16 protein-coding genes are annotated in these 17,747 nt (G+C 71.5%); 6 read left to right on the top strand and 10 right to left on the bottom strand.

Features of this window, described 5'->3' with window-relative positions; genetic code table 11:
* From ABZO29_RS07020 to ABZO29_RS07000, 5 genes are all read left to right on the top strand, one after another.
* Window positions 1-1,950 (top strand): fumarate reductase/succinate dehydrogenase flavoprotein subunit, encoded by a 1,950-nt coding sequence (locus ABZO29_RS07020; RefSeq protein ID WP_367319266.1) that lies wholly within the window; start codon window positions 1-3, stop codon window positions 1,948-1,950.
* Window positions 1,947-2,696 (top strand): succinate dehydrogenase/fumarate reductase iron-sulfur subunit, encoded by a 750-nt coding sequence (locus tag ABZO29_RS07015; RefSeq protein ID WP_367319265.1) that lies wholly within the window; start codon window positions 1,947-1,949, stop codon window positions 2,694-2,696. The genes ABZO29_RS07020 and ABZO29_RS07015 overlap by 4 nt, the downstream gene beginning before the upstream one ends.
* A gap of 216 nt (window positions 2,697-2,912) precedes the next feature.
* Window positions 2,913-3,683, top strand: a complete 771-nt coding sequence (locus tag ABZO29_RS07010; RefSeq protein ID WP_367319264.1) for a GNAT family N-acetyltransferase — start codon at window positions 2,913-2,915, stop codon at window positions 3,681-3,683.
* Window positions 3,683-4,582 (top strand): lysophospholipid acyltransferase family protein, encoded by a 900-nt coding sequence (locus ABZO29_RS07005; RefSeq protein WP_367319263.1) that lies wholly within the window; start codon window positions 3,683-3,685, stop codon window positions 4,580-4,582. The genes ABZO29_RS07010 and ABZO29_RS07005 overlap by 1 nt, the downstream gene beginning before the upstream one ends.
* Window positions 4,583-4,813: 231 nt before the next feature.
* The gene (locus tag ABZO29_RS07000; RefSeq protein WP_367319262.1) at window positions 4,814-5,911 is read left to right on the top strand and encodes an NAD-dependent epimerase/dehydratase family protein; all 1,098 of its coding nucleotides are present in this window, start codon (window positions 4,814-4,816) and stop codon (window positions 5,909-5,911) included.
* Here the strand turns inward: ABZO29_RS07000 and ABZO29_RS06995 are convergent.
* From ABZO29_RS06995 to ABZO29_RS06975, 5 genes are all read right to left on the bottom strand, one after another.
* The gene (locus ABZO29_RS06995) at window positions 5,839-6,876 is read right to left on the bottom strand and encodes an LLM class flavin-dependent oxidoreductase (RefSeq protein ID WP_367319261.1); all 1,038 of its coding nucleotides are present in this window, start codon (window positions 6,874-6,876) and stop codon (window positions 5,839-5,841) included. The genes ABZO29_RS07000 and ABZO29_RS06995 overlap by 73 nt on opposite strands.
* A 34-nt stretch (window positions 6,877-6,910) precedes the next feature.
* Window positions 6,911-8,296, bottom strand: coding sequence for an FAD-binding oxidoreductase (locus ABZO29_RS06990; RefSeq protein ID WP_367319260.1), 1,386 nt, complete (start codon window positions 8,294-8,296; stop codon window positions 6,911-6,913).
* Window positions 8,297-8,429: 133 nt separating this feature from the next.
* Window positions 8,430-10,100: a LuxR C-terminal-related transcriptional regulator gene (locus ABZO29_RS06985; RefSeq protein ID WP_367319259.1), complete on the bottom strand. Its 1,671-nt coding sequence runs from the start codon at window positions 10,098-10,100 to the stop codon at window positions 8,430-8,432.
* Window positions 10,101-10,152: 52 nt separating this feature from the next.
* Window positions 10,153-11,754, bottom strand: a complete 1,602-nt coding sequence (locus ABZO29_RS06980) for a cation acetate symporter (protein WP_367319258.1) — start codon at window positions 11,752-11,754, stop codon at window positions 10,153-10,155.
* Window positions 11,748-12,107: a DUF485 domain-containing protein gene (locus ABZO29_RS06975; RefSeq protein WP_367319257.1), complete on the bottom strand. Its 360-nt coding sequence runs from the start codon at window positions 12,105-12,107 to the stop codon at window positions 11,748-11,750. The genes ABZO29_RS06980 and ABZO29_RS06975 overlap by 7 nt, the downstream gene beginning before the upstream one ends.
* A gap of 266 nt (window positions 12,108-12,373) precedes the next feature.
* Between ABZO29_RS06975 and ABZO29_RS06970 the strand changes: the two genes are divergently transcribed.
* The gene (locus ABZO29_RS06970) at window positions 12,374-12,865 is read left to right on the top strand and encodes a hypothetical protein (protein ID WP_367319256.1); all 492 of its coding nucleotides are present in this window, start codon (window positions 12,374-12,376) and stop codon (window positions 12,863-12,865) included.
* An 18-nt stretch (window positions 12,866-12,883) separates the two neighbouring features.
* Here the strand turns inward: ABZO29_RS06970 and ABZO29_RS06965 are convergent, their stop codons facing one another.
* From ABZO29_RS06965 to egtA, 5 genes are all read right to left on the bottom strand, one after another.
* Window positions 12,884-13,099, bottom strand: a complete 216-nt coding sequence (locus ABZO29_RS06965; RefSeq protein ID WP_367319255.1) for a dodecin — start codon at window positions 13,097-13,099, stop codon at window positions 12,884-12,886.
* Window positions 13,100-13,205: 106 nt separating this feature from the next.
* Window positions 13,206-14,168 carry an L-histidine N(alpha)-methyltransferase gene (gene egtD / locus ABZO29_RS06960; RefSeq protein WP_367319254.1) on the bottom strand — a complete coding sequence of 321 codons (963 nt, stop codon included), beginning with the start codon at window positions 14,166-14,168 and terminating at the stop codon, window positions 13,206-13,208.
* Window positions 14,165-14,956, bottom strand: a complete 792-nt coding sequence (gene egtC, locus ABZO29_RS06955) for an ergothioneine biosynthesis protein EgtC (RefSeq protein ID WP_367319253.1) — start codon at window positions 14,954-14,956, stop codon at window positions 14,165-14,167. The genes egtD and egtC overlap by 4 nt, the downstream gene beginning before the upstream one ends.
* Window positions 14,956-16,299, bottom strand: coding sequence for an ergothioneine biosynthesis protein EgtB (egtB, locus tag ABZO29_RS06950; RefSeq protein ID WP_367319252.1), 1,344 nt, complete (start codon window positions 16,297-16,299; stop codon window positions 14,956-14,958). The genes egtC and egtB overlap by 1 nt, the downstream gene beginning before the upstream one ends.
* Window positions 16,296-17,639, bottom strand: coding sequence for an ergothioneine biosynthesis glutamate--cysteine ligase EgtA (gene egtA / locus ABZO29_RS06945; protein WP_367319251.1), 1,344 nt, complete (start codon window positions 17,637-17,639; stop codon window positions 16,296-16,298). Before egtA ends, egtB begins: the two co-directional genes overlap by 4 nt.
* Window positions 17,640-17,747: the final 108 nt, after the last annotated feature.

Here is a 17,747-nt window from a genome sequence, read left to right as displayed (position 1 = left end):
ATGAACTCTTACGCGGACTACGTGGCCGGTGAGCCGGTCGTCGACACCAAGGCCCCGCCCGGCCCGGTCAACGAGCGCTGGGACAAGCGCCGCTTCGAGGCCAAGCTGGTCAACCCGGCCAACCGCCGCAAGCACACCGTCATCGTCGTCGGCACCGGCCTCGCGGGCGGCTCCGCCGGCGCCACCCTCGCCGAACAGGGCTACCACGTGGTCCAGTTCTGCTACCAGGACTCCCCGCGCCGCGCCCACTCGATCGCCGCCCAGGGCGGCATCAACGCGGCGAAGAACTACCGCAACGACGGCGACTCCGTCCACCGCCTGTTCTACGACACCGTCAAGGGCGGCGACTTCCGGGCGCGCGAGTCCAACGTCCACCGGCTCGCGCAGATCTCCGTGGAGATCATCGACCAGTGCGTGGCACAGGGCGTGCCCTTCGCCCGCGAGTACGGCGGCCTGCTCGACACCCGCTCCTTCGGCGGCGTACAGGTCTCGCGAACCTTCTACGCCCGCGGCCAGACGGGCCAGCAGCTGCTGCTCGGCGCCTATCAGGCGCTGTCCCGGCAGATCGCGGCAGGGAACGTGGAGATGCATCCGCGGACCGAGATGCTCGACCTGATCGTCGTCGACGGGCGGGCGCGCGGCATCGTCGCGCGGGACCTGATCACCGGGAAGATCGACACGTACTTCGCGGACGCCGTCGTCCTGGCCAGCGGCGGCTACGGCAACGTCTTCTACCTGTCGACGAACGCCATGAACTCCAACGCCACCGCGATCTGGCGGGCCCACCGGCGCGGCGCGTACTTCGCCAACCCCTGCTTCACACAGATCCACCCCACCTGCATCCCGCGCACCGGCGACCACCAGTCGAAACTCACCCTGATGAGCGAGTCGCTGCGCAACGACGGCCGCATCTGGGTACCGAAGGCCAAGGGCGACGACCGGCCGCCGAACGGGATCCCCGAGGACGAGCGCGACTACTACCTGGAGCGCATCTACCCGTCCTTCGGCAACCTGGTCCCGCGCGACATCGCCTCCCGCGCCGCGAAGAACGTCTGCGACGAGGGCAGGGGGGTCGGCCCCGGCGGCCAGGGCGTGTACCTGGACTTCGCGGACGCCATCCGGCGCATGGGACGGGGGGCCGTCGAGGCCAAGTACGGCAACCTCTTCGACATGTACCAGCGGATCACCGACGAGGATCCGTACGAGGTGCCGATGCGGATCTACCCGGCCGTGCACTACACGATGGGCGGGCTGTGGGTCGACTACGACCTGCAGACCACCGTCCCAGGCCTGTTCGCGATCGGGGAGGCCAACTTCTCCGACCACGGGGCGAACCGGCTGGGCGCCTCCGCGCTGATGCAGGGGCTGGCCGACGGCTACTTCGTGCTGCCGGCGACCATCAACGACTACCTCGCCCGCAACCCGCACCAGGGCCAGGTGACCGGCGAACACCCCGCGGTGCAGGAGGTGCTGGCCGAGACCGAGGACCGGCTGAACCTGCTCCTCGCCGTCGACGGCGACCGCACGCCCGACTCGTTCCACCGCGAACTCGGGGAGCTGATGTGGGAGTTCTGCGGCATGGCCCGTACGGACGCCGGCCTGCGCAAGGCCCTGGAGCGCATCCCGCAGATCCGTGAGGAGTTCTGGCGGCGCATCAAGGTCCCGGGCACGGGTGAGGAGTTCAACCAGTCGCTGGAGAAGGCCAACCGCATCGTCGACTACCTGGAGCTCGCCGAGCTCATGTGCCTCGACGCGCTGCACCGCAGCGAGTCCTGCGGCGGGCACTTCCGCGAGGAGTCCCAGACGCCCGACGGTGAAGCCGCCCGCAGGGACGACGAGTTCGCGTACGCGGCCGCCTGGGAGTTCACCGGCACCGGCGAGGCTCCGACCCTGCACAAGGAAGACCTCGTCTTCGAGTACGTCCACCCCACCCAGCGGAGCTACGCATGAAGCTCACCCTGCGCGTCTGGCGGCAGAAGAACGCCGACGCCGAAGGCGCCATGTCCACGTACGAGGTGGACGGCATCTCCTCCGACATGTCCTTCCTGGAGATGCTCGACACGCTCAACGAGGAGCTCATCCTGCGCGGTGAGGACCCCGTGGCCTTCGACCACGACTGCCGCGAGGGAATCTGCGGCGCGTGTTCGCTCGTCATCAACGGCGACGCGCACGGGCCGGAGCGCACGACCACGTGTCAGCTGCACATGCGGTCCTTCAAGGACGGCGACACGATCGACATCGAGCCGTGGCGGGCGTCCGCGTTCCCCGTGATCAAGGACCTGGTGGTGGACCGGTCGGCGTTCGACCGGATCATCCAGGCCGGGGGTTACATCACCGCCCCGACGGGGTCCGCGCCGGAGGCACATGCGACGCCCGTGCCCAAGCCGGACGCGGACCTCGCGTTCGAGCACGCGGAGTGCATCGGCTGCGGGGCGTGCGTGGCCGCGTGCCCCAACGGGGCGGCGATGCTCTTCACCTCCGCCAAGATCAACCACCTGAACGTGCTGCCGCAGGGGGCGCCCGAGCGGGAGACGCGGGTGCTGGACATGGTGGCGCAGATGGACCAGGAGGGCTTCGGGGGCTGCACGCTGACGGGGGAGTGTGCGACGGCCTGCCCGAAGGGGATCCCGCTGGTCTCCATCACGAGCATGAACAAGGAGTGGCTGCGGGCCACTCGGAAAGTGGCCAAGAGGTAGGGCACGCAACACAAGAGACGTTCGCCGAACAGTGCGGACGGGCGGGACCGGGAGTGGTGCTCATCCCCGGTCCCGTCTCGTTCTCCCGGACACCCCTGGCATTCAACATCCCCACATCCGTGCTCTCGGCAGAGGTCACGTACACGCCAACCGGCGTCGGCACAACAGGAGCGACGGCACCGCTCGCCGTCCCCGGACCGTGACCAGGAGAGAGCCATGACCGGCGTTTCCACCCTCGATCGTCCCCAGCAGAACGTGGCACCGACCCGCTACACCGTGACCCTGGCCCGCGACGAGGCCGACGTGCGGGCCGCGCAGCGGCTGCGGCACGACGTGTTCGCCGGGGAGATGGGGGCCCTTCTGGCCACCCCGCAGCCGGGGCTCGACGTCGACCCCTTCGACGCGTACTGCGACCACCTGCTCGTCCGGGACACGCTGACCGACCAGGTCGTCGGCACGTACCGGCTGCTGCCGCCCGAGCGGGCCGCGGTCGCCGGGCGGCTCTACTCGGAGGGCGAGTTCGACCTGGCGCCGCTGGACGCCATCCGGCCGGGCATGGTCGAGGTCGGCCGCTCCTGCGTGCACCCCGACCACCGGGACGGCGCGGTCATCGGCCTGATCTGGGCCGGGATCGCCCGCTACATGGTGGACCGCGGCCACGAGTGGCTCACCGGCTGCTGCTCCATCCCGCTGGCCGACGGCGGCGCCCTCGCCGCCGGCACCTGGGACCGGGTGCGCGAGAAGTACCTGGCACCGGAGGAGTACCGGGTACGACCGCTGCTGCCCTGGGTGCCCAAGGACGTGACCGCCCCCGCGCGCACCGAACTCCCCGCCCTCCTGCGCGGCTACCTCCGCCTCGGCGCCTGGGTGTGCGCCGAGCCCGCCCACGACCCGGACTTCGGGGTCGCCGACCTGTACGTGCTGCTGTCGATGCGCCGGGTCAACCCGCGCTACCTGAAGCACTTCCTCTCCCTCGTCCCGGCCTGATGAGCGTCTGGCTGCCCGGCGCGCCCTGCACTCCGGGCGCGTGCGTGGAGCCGGCGGGGTCCGCCGCGGCCGTACCGCGGGCCGTGCTGCGGCTCGCGGCGGTCGTGGCCCTGGTCCTCGCCGGGGTCGTGCTGACGCCGCTCGCAGGGCGGATCCCCGCCGGGTTGGTGCGGTGCTGGTGCCGGTGGATCGTGCGGGCCGCCGGGGTGCGGGTGAACATCACGGGAGATGCCGCTCCCACCGGCGGGCTGCTCCTCGTCGCCAACCACATCTCCTGGCTGGACATCCCGCTGCTCGCCGCCGTACGCCCGGCCAGGATGCTCGCCAAGACCGAGATCCGGCAGTGGCCTGTGGCGGGCCCGCTCGCCGCACGCGGCGGTGTCCTGTTCATCGACCGGGACCGGCTGCGCGCACTGCCGGACACGGTCGGGCGCATCGCCCGGGCGCTGCGCGACGGGCAGGCCGTCGCGGTGTTCCCCGAGGGCAGCACATGGTGCGGCCGCGCCCAGGGGCACTTCCGGCGGGCCGTCTTCCAGGCCGCGCTCGACGCGCACGTCCCGGTCCAGCCCGTGCGCATCCGGTACCGGGTGGCCGGCGGAGCAGCCAGCACGGCACCGGCCTTCGTCGGCGAGGACTCGCTGCTCGCTTCGGTGTGGCGGGTGGTGTCGGCGCGCGGTCTGGTGGCCGAGGTCGAGGTGCCGCCCGCGATCACGCCGGGCAGCCACAGGGACCGACGGGCGCTCGCCCGGGCCGCCGAGGCATGTTCGCTACCGGGGACGCATCAGGCCGGGGCCCCCGCCCGACGCGAGCACCGCGCCGTGCCCGGCCCGGCGGGCCATCGCCACGACCCGATCGGACACGTCGGCCGTCCCCGCGATGTGCTCCAGGGTTTCCAGTAGGTGGGCGGTGCTCCAGCCCGGCGGTGGGTGATGCGCGAGCTCCTGGGCGGCCGGGGGCCTTCCCCGGCCGTCGCGGCGCCCCGCGGACCTTCGAGCGACACGAGCAGCACGTCCAGCTCCCGCGAGCGGTGACCGTTAACGGTGGGGCGGCCGTGGCCGTTCCACGAATTCCTCGTAAGCCGGGGGCCGTTGCCCGGTCCTGGTGGGATCATGGCGCCTCCCGACCTTCTGATGGGAGCGCAAGTGAGCGGCGTCGAAGGCACGGTCCTGGTGACGGGCGGCAGCGGCTTCCTGGCCGCCCATCTGGTGCGGCAGCTTCTGGAGCGCGGCTACCGGGTGCGCACCACCGTGCGCAGTACGGCTAACGAGGCGAAGCTGAAGCCGCTGCGGGCGATGCAGGAGACGGGGCGACTGGAGATCTTCGAGGCGGACCTGCTGACGGAGGGGTCGTTCGACGAGGCGATGAAGGGCTGCTCGGTCGTCTTCCACGTGGCCTCGCCGTTCCTGATGCCGGAGAAGATCAGGGACGGCCGCAGGGACATGGTCGAGCCGGCGCTGCTCGGCACGCGCAACGTGCTGGCGGGGATCGGGCGTACGGAGGCGGTCCAGCGGCTGGTGTTCACGTCCACCGTGGGCGCGATCTTCGGAGACTACGCCGACGTACTGGAGATGGACGACAGGGTCCTGTCGGAGAAGTACTTCAACACGTCGAGCACGGTGGAGAACAACCCGTACCACTACGCGAAGACGGTGGCGGAGCAGGCGGCGTGGGAGGCGGAGGGGGCCCAGGACCGCTGGCGCATGGTCTCCGTCAACCCCGGTCTGATCCTGGGCCCCTCCCTCACCCCGGCCTCGGACTCCGGCAGCCTGTTCCTCCTGGACGAACTCCTCAAGGGCTACTTCTTCTACGGCGCCCCGGACTTCAGCTTCACCACGGTGGATGTGCGGGACGTCGCGCAGGCCCACATCGCGGCGGCCGAGCGACCGGAGGCACATGGCCGCTACATCGTCGCGGCGCGGGAGATGACCTCGTTCCACGAGATGTCGAAGATCCTCCTCAGGCACCACCCGAGAAACCCGCGCCTCCCCCGAACCGCCCTCCCGCACTGGCCCGTTCGCATCCTGGGGCCGGCGTTCGGGCTGACCCAGGACTACATCCGCAAACACCTCGGTATCCGGTTCCGGGTCGACAACAGCCGGAGCATCGACGAACTGGGACTGACCTACCGCCCGATCGAGGAGACGCTGGTCGACCATTACCACTCCTGGCAGGAGCACAGAAGCTGGAGACCTTCAGGTCCGCCGAAGACGGCGGCGAGCCGCCGGTAGGAGTCCAGCAGGGCCGTACGGTCGTACGTGCTGGTCGTCACGAGGACCTCCTGCGCACCCGTCTCCTTCAGCACCGTTTCCAGCTCGTGGGCGACCTGGTCCTCGGTGCCGGCGATGTGGCCGGTGAGCCCTGACTCGTAGAAGCCCCGTTCCTTCGCGGTCATCGTGCGGCCCTCGGCTTCCTCGGCCCGCGGCAGCGGCGGGAAGGTGCCGTGCGTGCGGGAGTACGCCATGGACCAGGCCTCCGGGATCAGCAGCCGCCGTGCCTCCTCGGGCGTGGCGGCCACTGCGACGGTGCCGGAGATCACGACGTACGGCTCGCTCGCCCAGGGGGATGGCCGGAAGTGCGCGCGGTAGTGGTCGATGCCGCGCTGCGTCTTCTCCCGGTTGCGGAGGTCGCCGATGACCATCGGCAGCCCGGCGCGGGCCGCGATCCCCGCGCCCTCGCCCATCGCCAGCACGAACGGCGGCACCGTCAGGCCCTCGGCCGGACGCGCGTGGACACCCGTGGGAGAGGTGCCCCGGAACCATCCGAGCAGCTCGTCGAGCTGCGCCGCGAAGTCCTCGGCGTCGCCCTTGTCGCGCCCGAGGGCCCTGCGCACCCCGTCGGTGAAGCCCACCGAGCGTCCCAGCCCCATGTCGATCCGCCCCGGGAAGAGGGACTCCAGCACCCCGAACTGCTCGGCCACGACCAGCGGCCGGTGGTTGGGCAGCATCACCCCGCCGGTACCGACCCGGATCGTGCGCGTCGCGCCGGCCACGGCGGCTGCCAGCACGGTCGGCGCGGAACCGGCGACCCCGGGCACACCGTGGTGCTCCGACACCCAGAACCGGTGGTACCCGAGCTCCTCGACCTCGCGCGCCAGCCGCACGGTGTCGCGCAGCGCCTCACCGTTCGTGCGGCCCTCGCGGGTGCGGGAACGGTCGAGAACGGAGAAGCGGGTCGAGGCGATCACGGAGTTCATGCACGGTTCAACAACGGGAGGCCCGCAGGATTCCTCATGGTGCGATGTTGTGGTTGAGGCGGAACAGGTTGCCGGGATCGTAGCGCCGCTTCAGAGCCGTCAGACGGGTGTGGTTGTCGCGGTAGTTGACCTGCACGCGGTCCTGGTCGTCGGCGTCCATGAAGTTGACGTAGCCGCCCTGCATCGAGTGCGGTTCGAGCGCTCCGTGGAAGGCGCGGACCCAGTCCTTCTGGGCCTCGCAGTCCTCCCGGGTGGTGAGGGTCGGGCTGAGCGCGATCGAGTAGTCGGCGTCCCGGTAGGAGAAGGCGGTGTCCCCGGGACCGACCCGGTGGCAGGCGCCGTCGACGGGGAAGACGACCGTCACGCTCTGGATGGAGGGGGTCGAGTCGCCGTACTCGACGAACGCGTCGATGGCGCCGTCGGGCAGGCCCTGGGTGAAGGAACCCTTCCAGTAGTGGAAGAGGCCGGCGGGCACGAGGTCGTCGAAGAGGGTGTTGATCACCGGGTAGGGCATGCGCTCCACGTGTCGGCCCGCAACGGGTCCGAGGGCGGCGAGGCGCTCACGGATGCCGTCGTCCTCGTCCTCCGGTCCGGTCCAGCAGGCGACCACGCCACACAGCGGTCGGCCGTGCCATCGTTCGGGCAGGAACGGCACCGGCGGTCCGAGCCCGACGACGAGCACGGCGCCGAGGTTCTCGCCGGACTCGGCGATCAGCTCCCGGTACCGGCGGATCACGTCGCCGGCCAGTGGATAGAACGTCGGCCCGCCCAGAATGCCGGCGACGGGGTGCAGCCGATACGTGAAGGATGTGACGACTCCGAAGTTCCCGCCGCCACCGCGCACGGCCCACATGAGGTCGCTGTTCTGCTCGTCGGTGCAGGTCACGAAGTGCCCGTCCGCCGTCACCACATCCACGGAGACCAGGTTGTCGCAGGCCAGACCGCAGCGCCGGGCCAGATAGCCCATGCCGCCACCCGTCGTCAGGCCACCCACCCCGGTGGTGGACACGATCCCGCCGGTCACGGCCAGACCGAAAGCGTGCGTGGCGTGGTTGACGTCCGCCCAGGTGCAGCCGCCCTCGACCGAGGCCCTGCGGGCGTCCGGATCGACGCGGATGCCGCGCATCCGTCCGAGGTCGAGGACGACGCCGCCGTCGCAGGTCCCGTAGCCGGGAACGCTGTGGCTGCCGCCGCGCACGGCGAGCTGGAGGCCCTGGTCACGGGCGAAGTCCACCGTGGCCATGACGTCGCCGGCGTCGACGGCCCCGACCACGATCGCGGGCCGTTTGTCGTGCATGGCGTTGTAGACCTTGCGTGCCTCGTCGTAGTCCGGGTCGCCGGGCTGCACGATGTTGCCGCGCACGGCTCCGCGCAGCCGCTCCAGCAATCGGTGGTCGAGGGTCGGGGGGTAGGTGGTCATGGCCGCCACCTGCTTTCCACTCCAGAGTCGGGGAAGGGGTACACCCCAGGTCTACGCGGGGACCCGGGGCGTGCTCATCGCCGGAACCGCCCATGTCCGGCGGGGCGGCCATGGGCAGAACGGCCCATGCGACTCACGCCAGACCGTGGGTGCAGGCGTACGCCGTGGCCGCGGCCCGCGAGGACACGTCGAGCTTGGCGAAGATGTTGTTGAGGTGCCGGGCGACGGTGTGCTCGCTGATCACCAGTTCCTCGGCAATGGTCCGGTTCGTCCGGCCCGCCGCGACCAGTCGCAGCACCTGGATCTCCCGCTCCGTGAGTCCGCCCGGCTGCGGGCGGCGCGCATCGGCGAGCAGGGCGGCGGCCCGGCGTGCGTCGGGTGCGGCGCCCAGCTGCTCGAAGGCCTGCCATGCCGCCCGCAGCTCCATCCGAGCTCCCTCTGCGTCGCCCGCGTCGCGGTCGGCGGCCGCCAGCGTCATGCGCACCTGGGCCGCCTCGTACGGCACCGCCAACTCCAGCCAGAGCGCCAGCGCGCGGTGCAGCAGGTGCAGGGCACCGTCGAGGTCGCGTTCCGCGAACGCCACCGCGCCGCCCGCCGACGCCGCGCTCGCGTGCAGCGCGGTCGCCGTCGAGCCGCGCCGCCGCTGCCAGTCCAGGGCCATGGCCTCCAGCTCGCCGGCCGCCGTGCGTGCCTCGTCGAGTCGGCCGAGCGCGAGGGAGACCTCGACCTGGGCCGCAAGTAGCCCGCACCGCCTCAGACGGCCTCCGCCGTCACCTGCGAGGGCTCGTCGCAGTGCCGCGGCCGAGGCCTCCGGCTTTCCCTGGGCCAGCCGCAGCAGGGCCAGGCCGGGTTGCGGATCGCGGCCGAGCTCGTACGTCCGGTCGTACGACTCCTCGGCCGCGGTCAGCTCTCCGCGCCGCCGCTGGATCTCTCCGATCAGGTAGACCGCCTCGGCGGCCATCCTCCGCTCGTACGGAAGCAGCTCCTCGCATGTCCGTACGGCTTCGTCCACTGCCCGCGGCCAGCTGCCCCGCAGTTCCAGCACCTCCGCCCGGTGCACCCGGCACAGTCCGCGGAAGTTGTTCTCCGCCGGCATCGAGGCGCACCACCTCATGGCCGCGTCGGTCCATTCGGCGGCCCGCTCGAGGTCGGCGCAGGCCATGCACTGCTGCAGGCCCAGGCAGTAGATCCACCCGGTGAAGAAGGCGCTGAGCTCCCCCGCGACGGCCGAGCACATCGCGTCGTCGAGCAGATCGAGTCCGTCGGCGACCCGGCCACGGGCCACCAGGACGGCGCCCTGTGTCTGGAGGCTCATGGCGTGCAGGTCCGGGCTGCCGCAGCGCCGTGCGATCGCGGCCATGTGCCGCGCCGAGGCCATCGCCTCGTCGAACGCGCCGCGCTCCTGCGCCTCTTCCGCATCGACCCAGGCGAGATAGCACTGCTCGACGCACTCCGGCTCGCCGCGCAGATGTCGCCGGGCCCGGCGCAGCCAGCCGGCGGCCACGGCCGCGCGGCCCGCGAGCCGGTGCTCGTAGAACAGCAGCCAGGCCATGAGTCCCGCCCGCTGGGAAGCCCCCGTCGCCGCGTACCCGGAGTAGGCCTTCATCCGCTGGGTGATCGACTCCTCGACGCGGCTCGTCCACCAGGCGGCGTCGGCGAAGGCGGCACGGTCGTCCGGGGTCAGACGGGCTGCGTCCAGGCCGCTCAGCAGGCGGTAGGCATCGGCCCACGCCTCGTCGGCCGCGGCGTCCCGTGCCTGCCGTAGCGTGTCCGTGGCCATCTCTTCGGCTGTCCGCCCTGTCACCGACGGCTCCCTTCTCGCTCGCCGCGAGCAGGACCACCCTTCACCAGAATAGTCAGGACGGGGCGGGGTCCGAGCCCACGAGCATCCGTACCTCGAAGTCCTCGTACGTCGCGTCCTCGTGCCGGGTGCCGGGCACCGATCCGAGCCAGCCCAGCAGGAAGCCCGCCGGGATGGAGACGATGCCGGGGTTCTGGAGGGGGAACCGGGCGAAGTCCGAGGCCGGGTAGAGCGAGGTCGGGGTGGAGGAGACGACCGGGGAGAACACGACGAGGCCTACCGAGCACAGCAGCCCGCCCCACAGGCCGATCAGCGCGCCCCGGCCCGTGAAGCCCCGCCAGAAGAGCGTGTACACGATCGTCGGCAGGATCGCCGACGCCGCGATGGCGAAGGCGAGGAACGCCAGCGTCGCGGTGTCGGTGCCCCAGGCGAGGAGCGCGAGCAGGATGCCCAGGACGCCGATGACGACCGCGGCCGGGCGGGCGACGGTCAGTTCCTCCCGCTGGCTCGCGCGGCCCCTGCGGATCACCGCGCTGTACAGGTCGTGGGCGAGGGACGAGGCCGCGGCGAGGGTGAGGCCGGCCGCGACGGCGAGCAGCGTGACGAAGGCCAGGCAGGACAGGAGGGCGGTGAGGACACCGCCGCCCAGGGCGTGGGCGAGGAGCAGGACGGCCGTGTCGCCCTTGTGGTCCGTTCCCGCGATGGTGTCCCGGCCGACGACCGCGGTGGCGCCGAGGCCGAGGATGCCCGCCGCCAGCCAGACCAGTCCGACCAGGCCCACGGCCCAGACGACGGAGGAGCGCAGTACGGCGCCGGTGCGCGGCGCGAGCAGCCGCATCAGTACGTGGGGGAGTGCGGCGAGTCCCAAGACGATGGCCGGTTCAAGGCTGAAGAAGTCCAGCTTGCTGGCGGTTCCGGCGCCGTAGCGCAGACCGGGTTCCAGGAATCGTGTGCCGTGTCCGCTGTGGTCGGCGGCCGCGCCGAGCAGGGCGTTGACGTTCCAGTGGTGGTGGAGCACCATCACCGCGGTAATGGTCACGCCCGACACCAGCATCACGGCCTTGATGATCTGGATGACCGTGGCCCCGGGCATGCCGCCGAGCGAGGCGTAGACGATGACGATCGTGCCGATCACGACCACGCACAGGGTCCGGGTGGTGGCGCCGGGTTCGCCGGTGAACTGGGTCAGCAGGGCCACGCTGCCCACGAGTTGGGCCACCAGATAGAGCGTCGTGATGGCGAGGGTGCACACCGACAGGGCGAGCCGGACCGGCCGCTGCTTCCGGGGCAGGCGCAGCGCGAGTGTGTCGCCCAGGGTGAACCGGCCCGCCCGGTGCAGGGGTTCGGCGATCAGCAGCAGTACCGTCATCCAGGCGACCACGGTGCCGCCCAGGTACAGCAGTCCGTCGTACCCGGTCGGTGCGACGAGTCCGGTGCTGCCCAGCAGGGTCGCGGCGGACAGGTGGTCCCCGCACATCGCGAGGCCGTTGCGCAGCGGCGACATGGCGCGGTCGCCGAGATAGAACTCGCTGATCTCGTCGCCCTGCGGGGCCGTCAGCAGCGCCGTGAACAGGGTGACCACGACGACCGACACGAACGGCACGAAGGTCAGCTGCAGACTGAACCGGTCGGCGACGGCGGCGGCTGTGGTCACCACGTGCGCGGCTCCCTCGTGCCGGGGGCGACGGGCTGCCGGCGGTGGTGGAGATGGGACCGGAGACTGCGGGCGAGCGGGTCGACCCGGGTGCGCATGTGCCGGGTGCAGCGCCAGGCGGTCACGGCCATGACGGCGAACTGTGCGAGACCGAGGGCGAGTCCCAGGGTGAGACGGCCGAGCAGCGGTTGGTTCATCACGGCTGGAAGGAATCTCGACAACAGCACGTACGACAGGAATCCGCCGACCGACAGAACCGTCGCCCAGGGGCCGAAGTGCCGTTGGGCACGCCGCAGATCGTGAAATGCGGGATGGTCGGATATCGGCTGCGGTTCTGTCGATTCGGTGTGGAACACAAAGCGTGGTATCGGAATTTCGGGTGGCGTGGATGCGGAGTATTGCAGCAGCGTCTTTCGGCAATCAACTTCGGGAAGGAACTGATGTTCCTGTTGGCTTGTTCCGGGCAGGCCGGCTCGAATTCGGTGCCACCGTCCAGATCGACGTGTTGCGCATGGGGGCCTCCCGCCTCCGCCTGTCCGCTGTCCGCCTGTCGGCTCTGTCGCACAGCAGTGGCCGCCCGGGGCGCGGAGGTTGCCGGGGTGTGCAGGGCTAGGGTGGTGGCGTGACCGACAGCAGCAAGCGTCCGCTCGCCGTGTTCGACCTGGACAACACCCTCGCCGACACGGCGCACCGGCAGCGGTTCCTGGAGCGCAGGCCGCGTGACTGGGACGCCTTCTTCGCCGCCGCGCCGCAGGATCCGCCGATCGCGGAGGGCATCGAGCTGGTGCTGGAGAGCGCGCAGGAGTGCGAGGTCGTCTACCTCACGGGACGGCCCGAGCGCTGCCGGCGCGACACTCTGGCCTGGGTCGCGGCGCACGGGCTGCCCGAGGGGCGCGTGTACATGCGGCGCAACGACGACCGCAGGCCGGCGCGGCGCACCAAGCTGGAGATCCTTCGCCGCCTGGCCCGTACGCGGGAGATCCGGGTCCTCGTGGACGACGACGAGTTGGTGTGCGAGGACGCGGAACGGGCGGGCTTCACCGTCGTACGGGCACGCTGGACGGCCCCGTCGGCCGCGCTGGAGGCGGCCCAGGAACGGGAGGGGCGGACCTGAGTCCTGCCGGGACGGACGTCAGGCCGTGTCCTCGAGCCGGAAGCCGACCTTCAGACCGACCTGCCAGTACGCGATCTGCCCGTTCTCGAGCTGGCCACGCACCTGCGTCACCTCGAACCAGTCCAGGTTCCGCAGGGTCTGCGAGGCGCGGGCGATGCCGTTGCGGATGGCGTCGTCGACGCCCTCCTGCGAGCTGCCGACGATCTCCGTGACGCGGTAGATGTGGTTCGACATACGGATGTGCTCCTCTCCGTGAAGCCGTGACGACCGGAGCGTCACGTATGTCACGCGTCACTCCACCGTGCCCCAAGGCGCGGCGGAGCGCGAGGCGTGGGGTGGATCAGCTCACCGTGCTCAGGGACAGTGCGAAGCGTGCCTCACCGTCGGTCCACCAACGGGACAGCGTCAGCCCGGCGGACGCGAGTTCGTCGCGCACACCCTCCTTCCGGAACTTCGCCGACACCTCGGTGTGCAGTTCCTCGCCCGCCGAGAAGTCGACTGCGAGATCGAGGACGGGAATCTTCACGGTCTGATCCGCGCGGGACCGCAACCGCATCTCGATCCACTCGTTCTTAGGGTCCCAGAGGGCGACATGGTCGAAGGCGTCCGGATCGAAGTCGGCGCCCAGTTCGCGGTTGACCACGGTCAGGACGTTCTTGTTGAACGCCGCCGTCACACCGGCCGCGTCGTCGTACGCCCTGACCAGGACGTCTTCGTCCTTGACCAGGTCCGTGCCGAGGAGCAGGGCGTCACCCGGCGCGAGCAGGGCCCGGATCGAGGCCAGGAACATGGCGCGCTCGTCCGGCAGGAGGTTGCCGATCGTGCCGCCGAGGAACGCCAGCAGCCGGGGGCCCGGCGTCTCCGGCAGGGTCAGCGCCTCGGTGAAGTCGGCGATCAGCGCGTGGACGTCCAGCCCCGGCCGCTCGGCGATCAGGGCGTGCCCGGCCTGGGTGAGCGCGCTCTCGCTCACGTCGACCGGGACGTAGGTGTGCAGGCCGTCGAGCGCGTCGATCAGATGGCGCGTCTTCTCGGAGGAGCCCGACCCCAGTTCGACGAGGGTGCGGGCACGGCTCGCCGCGGCGATCTCGCCGGACCGGGCGATCAGGATCTCCCGCTCGGCACGCGTGGGGTAGTACTCGGGCAGTTCCGTGATCCGGTCGAAGAGTTCGCTGCCGTGGGCGTCGTAGAACCACTTCGGCGGGAGGGTCTTGGGGGTACGGGTCAGGCCGCGCAGGACGTCGGTGCGCAGCGCGGTGTCGGTCGCGTCCTCGGGCAGGGTTCGGGTGACAAGGAACGGGCTCACGCAGAGGGCTCCTTCGACAGTGCGGGTGCCAAGGTTTCGTCGGGGTCCTTGAGCGGGGTGAGCAGGATGTCCGTGCGGCTCGCCGCGAGCAGCGTGCGGTCGGGGACCTCCCGCCAGTGCGGATCGTCGTCGTGGGGCTCGGAGGCCACGACCGTGCGCCGGCCGGGCTCGGAGAGGTACCAGAGGGTGTCGCCCCAGGCAGTGGCGGCGATGGCCTCGCCGTTGGTGAGCAGCAGGTTGAGCCGCGAGCCGGGGGCCGCCGCGGCGACCTCCAGCACCGTGTCGGCCAGCGCCTGCCCCTCCTGGTCACCGCCGCGCAGCCGCGCCAGGACCAGCGCCCACACGAAGGCGGAGTCGTTGCGGGCCTCCATCGACAGCAGGTCCGCGGCGGGCAGGGTCTGGGCGACGGGCGCGAGGGAGCGCGGCCAGCCGGACACCGCGCCGTTGTGGCTGAACAGCCAGGGGCCCGCGGCGTAGGGTGCCGCCGCGGCCTCGGCGTCGGCGCCCGCGAGGGTCGCGTCCCGTACGGCGGCGAGCAGTGCCCCGGAGCGTACGACTCTCGCCAGGTCGGCGAAGGACTGGTCGGCCCAGATCGGCCCGGCCCGGCGGTACCGTGCCGGATGCGGGTCGCCCTCGGCGTACCAACCCACCCCGAAACCGTCGGCGTTGACCGTCCCGTACCGCTGCCGGCGGGGCGCCCAGGACTGGCGGTACAGGCTGTGCGGCGGCTCCACGAGAAGCCGGCCGAGCGGTTCCTCGGGCCCCAGGTAGGCCAGGTGACGGCACATCAGACGTCCCCCGCGGACCGGGCCGTGCGGAAGCCGGAGAAGATCTGCCGCCGGATCGGATAGTCCCAGTTGCGGAAGGTGCCGCGGCAGGCCACCGAGTCCACGGCGAACGAACCGCCGCGCAGCACCTTGTACTCGGGGCCGAAGAACACCTCCGAGTACTCCTTGTACGGGAACGCCCGGAACCCGGGGTAGGGCAGGAAGTCGCTCGCCGTCCACTCCCACACGTCGCCGATCAACTGCCGTACGCCGAGCGGTGACTCACCCTCGGGATAGCTCCCGGCGGATGCGGGACGCAGATGCCGCTGGCCGAGGTTGGCGTGCTCGGGCGCCGGGTCGGTGTCGCCCCAGGGGTAGCGCATCGAGCGGTCGCCCGCGGGGTCGTGCCGCGCGGCCTTCTCCCACTCGGCCTCGGTGGGCAGCCGTCGCCCCGCCCAGCGGGCGTACGCGTCGGCCTCGTACCAGCACACGTGCAGCACCGGCTCGTCGGGCGGCACGACCTCGGTGACACCGAAGCGGCGCCGCAGCCACTGTTTGCCGTCCCGGCGCCAGAACAACGGGGCGTGGATCGAGTGCTGACGTATGTGCGCCCAGCCCTCCGCCGTCCACCAGCGCTCGTTGTCGTACCCGCCGTCGTCGATGAACGACTGGTACGCGGCGTTCGTCACCGGTGTCGTGTCGATGTAGTAGGGCGCCACCTCGCGCCGGTGCGCGGGCCGTTCGTTGTCCAGGGCCCACGGCTCGGTGGAGGTGCCCATGGTGAACGGGCCGCCGGGGACGAGGACTTCGGCAGGTCCCGTGAACAGTGGGGCGGGCTCGGGGTCCGGGGCGGTCAGGGCCGGCGGCCCCTTGCGGAGCTGATGGGTGATCAGCATCGTCTCGTCGTGCTGCTGTTCGTGCTGGGCGATCATCCCGAAGGCGAAGCCCGCCTCCGTAAGCCGCGTGCCGTGGAAATCGGCGCTCTCCAGGACGTCCAGGGCCCGCCCGCGGACGTCGGACGCGTAGGCGCGGGCCTCGCCGGGCGGCAGCAGCGGCAGCGAGGGCCGTTCGGAGCGCGGGTGCTCGAAGGCGTCGTACAGGCCGTCGATCTCGGGCCGCATCGCCTCCCGCCCCGCGACCGCGCGCAGCAGCCACAGCTCCTCCTGGTTGCCGATGTGGGCGAGGTCCCAGACCAGCGGTGACATCAGCGGGGAGTGCTGGGCGGTGAGGTCCGGCTCGTCGACGCAGGTGGTCAGGAGCGTGGTGCGGTCGCGGGCCGTGGTGAGCGTGGTGAGCGCCCGTTCCCGGAGCGCCTCGGCGTCGAGTGCGGGCTCCGTCGTGGCGCCGGTTGCGGCGTCGGTCATGTGCGGATGTCCTTCCCGTACGCGGTGCGGGTCCCCCCGGTCGAGCGGAGCAGGGACTGGGGGAGGTCCGTGCCGCGCAGTCGGTCGAGCAGGTCGTCGGCGGGGCTGCGGCCCCGCAGGACGTAGCGGTTCAGGTACGCCGTGACGGCCTCGGTGACCTCGGTGGTGGCGCCGAGCCGGGGCAGGGCCTCGAGGGCCGTGCCGAAACAGGCGACGGCGACCTCGTGCAGTTCGGGGTCGGTCAGCCCGGACCGGGCCGCGTCGAGCCACAGCGGGTTGTGCGGGGCGGGCAGCCCCAGGGCGCGTTCGGCCAGCGGCTTCACGGTGCGGTAGGCCAGCTCGGCGGCCTCCGGGTCGTCGAAGAGGGCGGTCGTCACGGCGAGCGGCACGATCCACCCGTCGTCCCCGGGCTGCGCGTCGATCATGCGCAGCTCCAGATGGCCACGGGGTCTGACCGGCGGGAAGAGTGTCGTGAGGTGGTAGTCGAGGTCATTGCGGGTCGGCTGCCGCGGCACCCCGGACCTGATCCACTCGCGGAAGGTCAGGCCCTGCGGCACGTCCCACGGGCCGTCCCGTCGTACGCACATCACCGGAGCGTCCAGCACATGCCGGGCCCAGGCGCCGCGGGGCTCGCCGTCCAGGGCGGGGGCCCCGGCGCGGCCCGCGCCGATCTCCATCCACAGCAGCTGCCGGGTGGAGCGCCAGCCGGTGGGGCTGCCGTCGAGTGCGGGGGAGTTGGCGAAGGCGGCCACCAGCACCGGGCCCAGCGTGTGCGCGAGCCACCAGCGCCGCCCGTGCCCGAGCGGGCCGGGCTCCTCGTACCCGGCGTCGAGGCACACCTGCACGGACGCCGAGGTGCACATCATGGCGCGGCCGGCCGGGCCCGTGCGGTCGAGGCAGGCCTCCATGGCGTCGTAGCGGGCTTCGCGCAGGTACCGGCGGGGAGAGTGCCAGGGATCGGTACCGAGGCCGACGATCGCGAGATCGTGCTCGCGCAGTACCGCGCGGACGGCGTCGAGGTCGGCCGAGACGGTGCCGATGCACTCCATCAGCGAGGCGGCCGGGGGCGAGCTCAGCTCCAGCTGGCCGCCGGGTTCGACGGTGAGCGGCGAGCTCAGGGGCACGGTCCGCAGTGCGGCGTACGCCGCTTCGAGCCGTTCGGGTGTCACGGGGAGCTGCGGCAGATGCAGCTCGTGGACGAGCCATTCCACTTCCACGCCCACGCTGCGGGGTGGTCCCGTCTTGAAACAGATGCCGCTGACCAGGTCCTCCACCCCGGTCTCCGTGACGGCGGCCGGGGCCTCCGTACAGTCGCTACAGTCACTTACCGAATCGGACATGTCGGGATCCTCCTGAGATTCCACCATGCCACCGGCCCGGATTTCGTGGGCCGGGTCGGCATCACCCGTCCCACCCAAGACCCTCGTGTCGCTTCGCACAAGGGTGCG

The organism is Streptomyces sp. HUAS ZL42 (assembly GCF_040782645.1).
Classification (GTDB): domain Bacteria; phylum Actinomycetota; class Actinomycetes; order Streptomycetales; family Streptomycetaceae; genus Streptomyces.
This window is presented reverse-complemented; position numbering and strand designations above follow the sequence as displayed.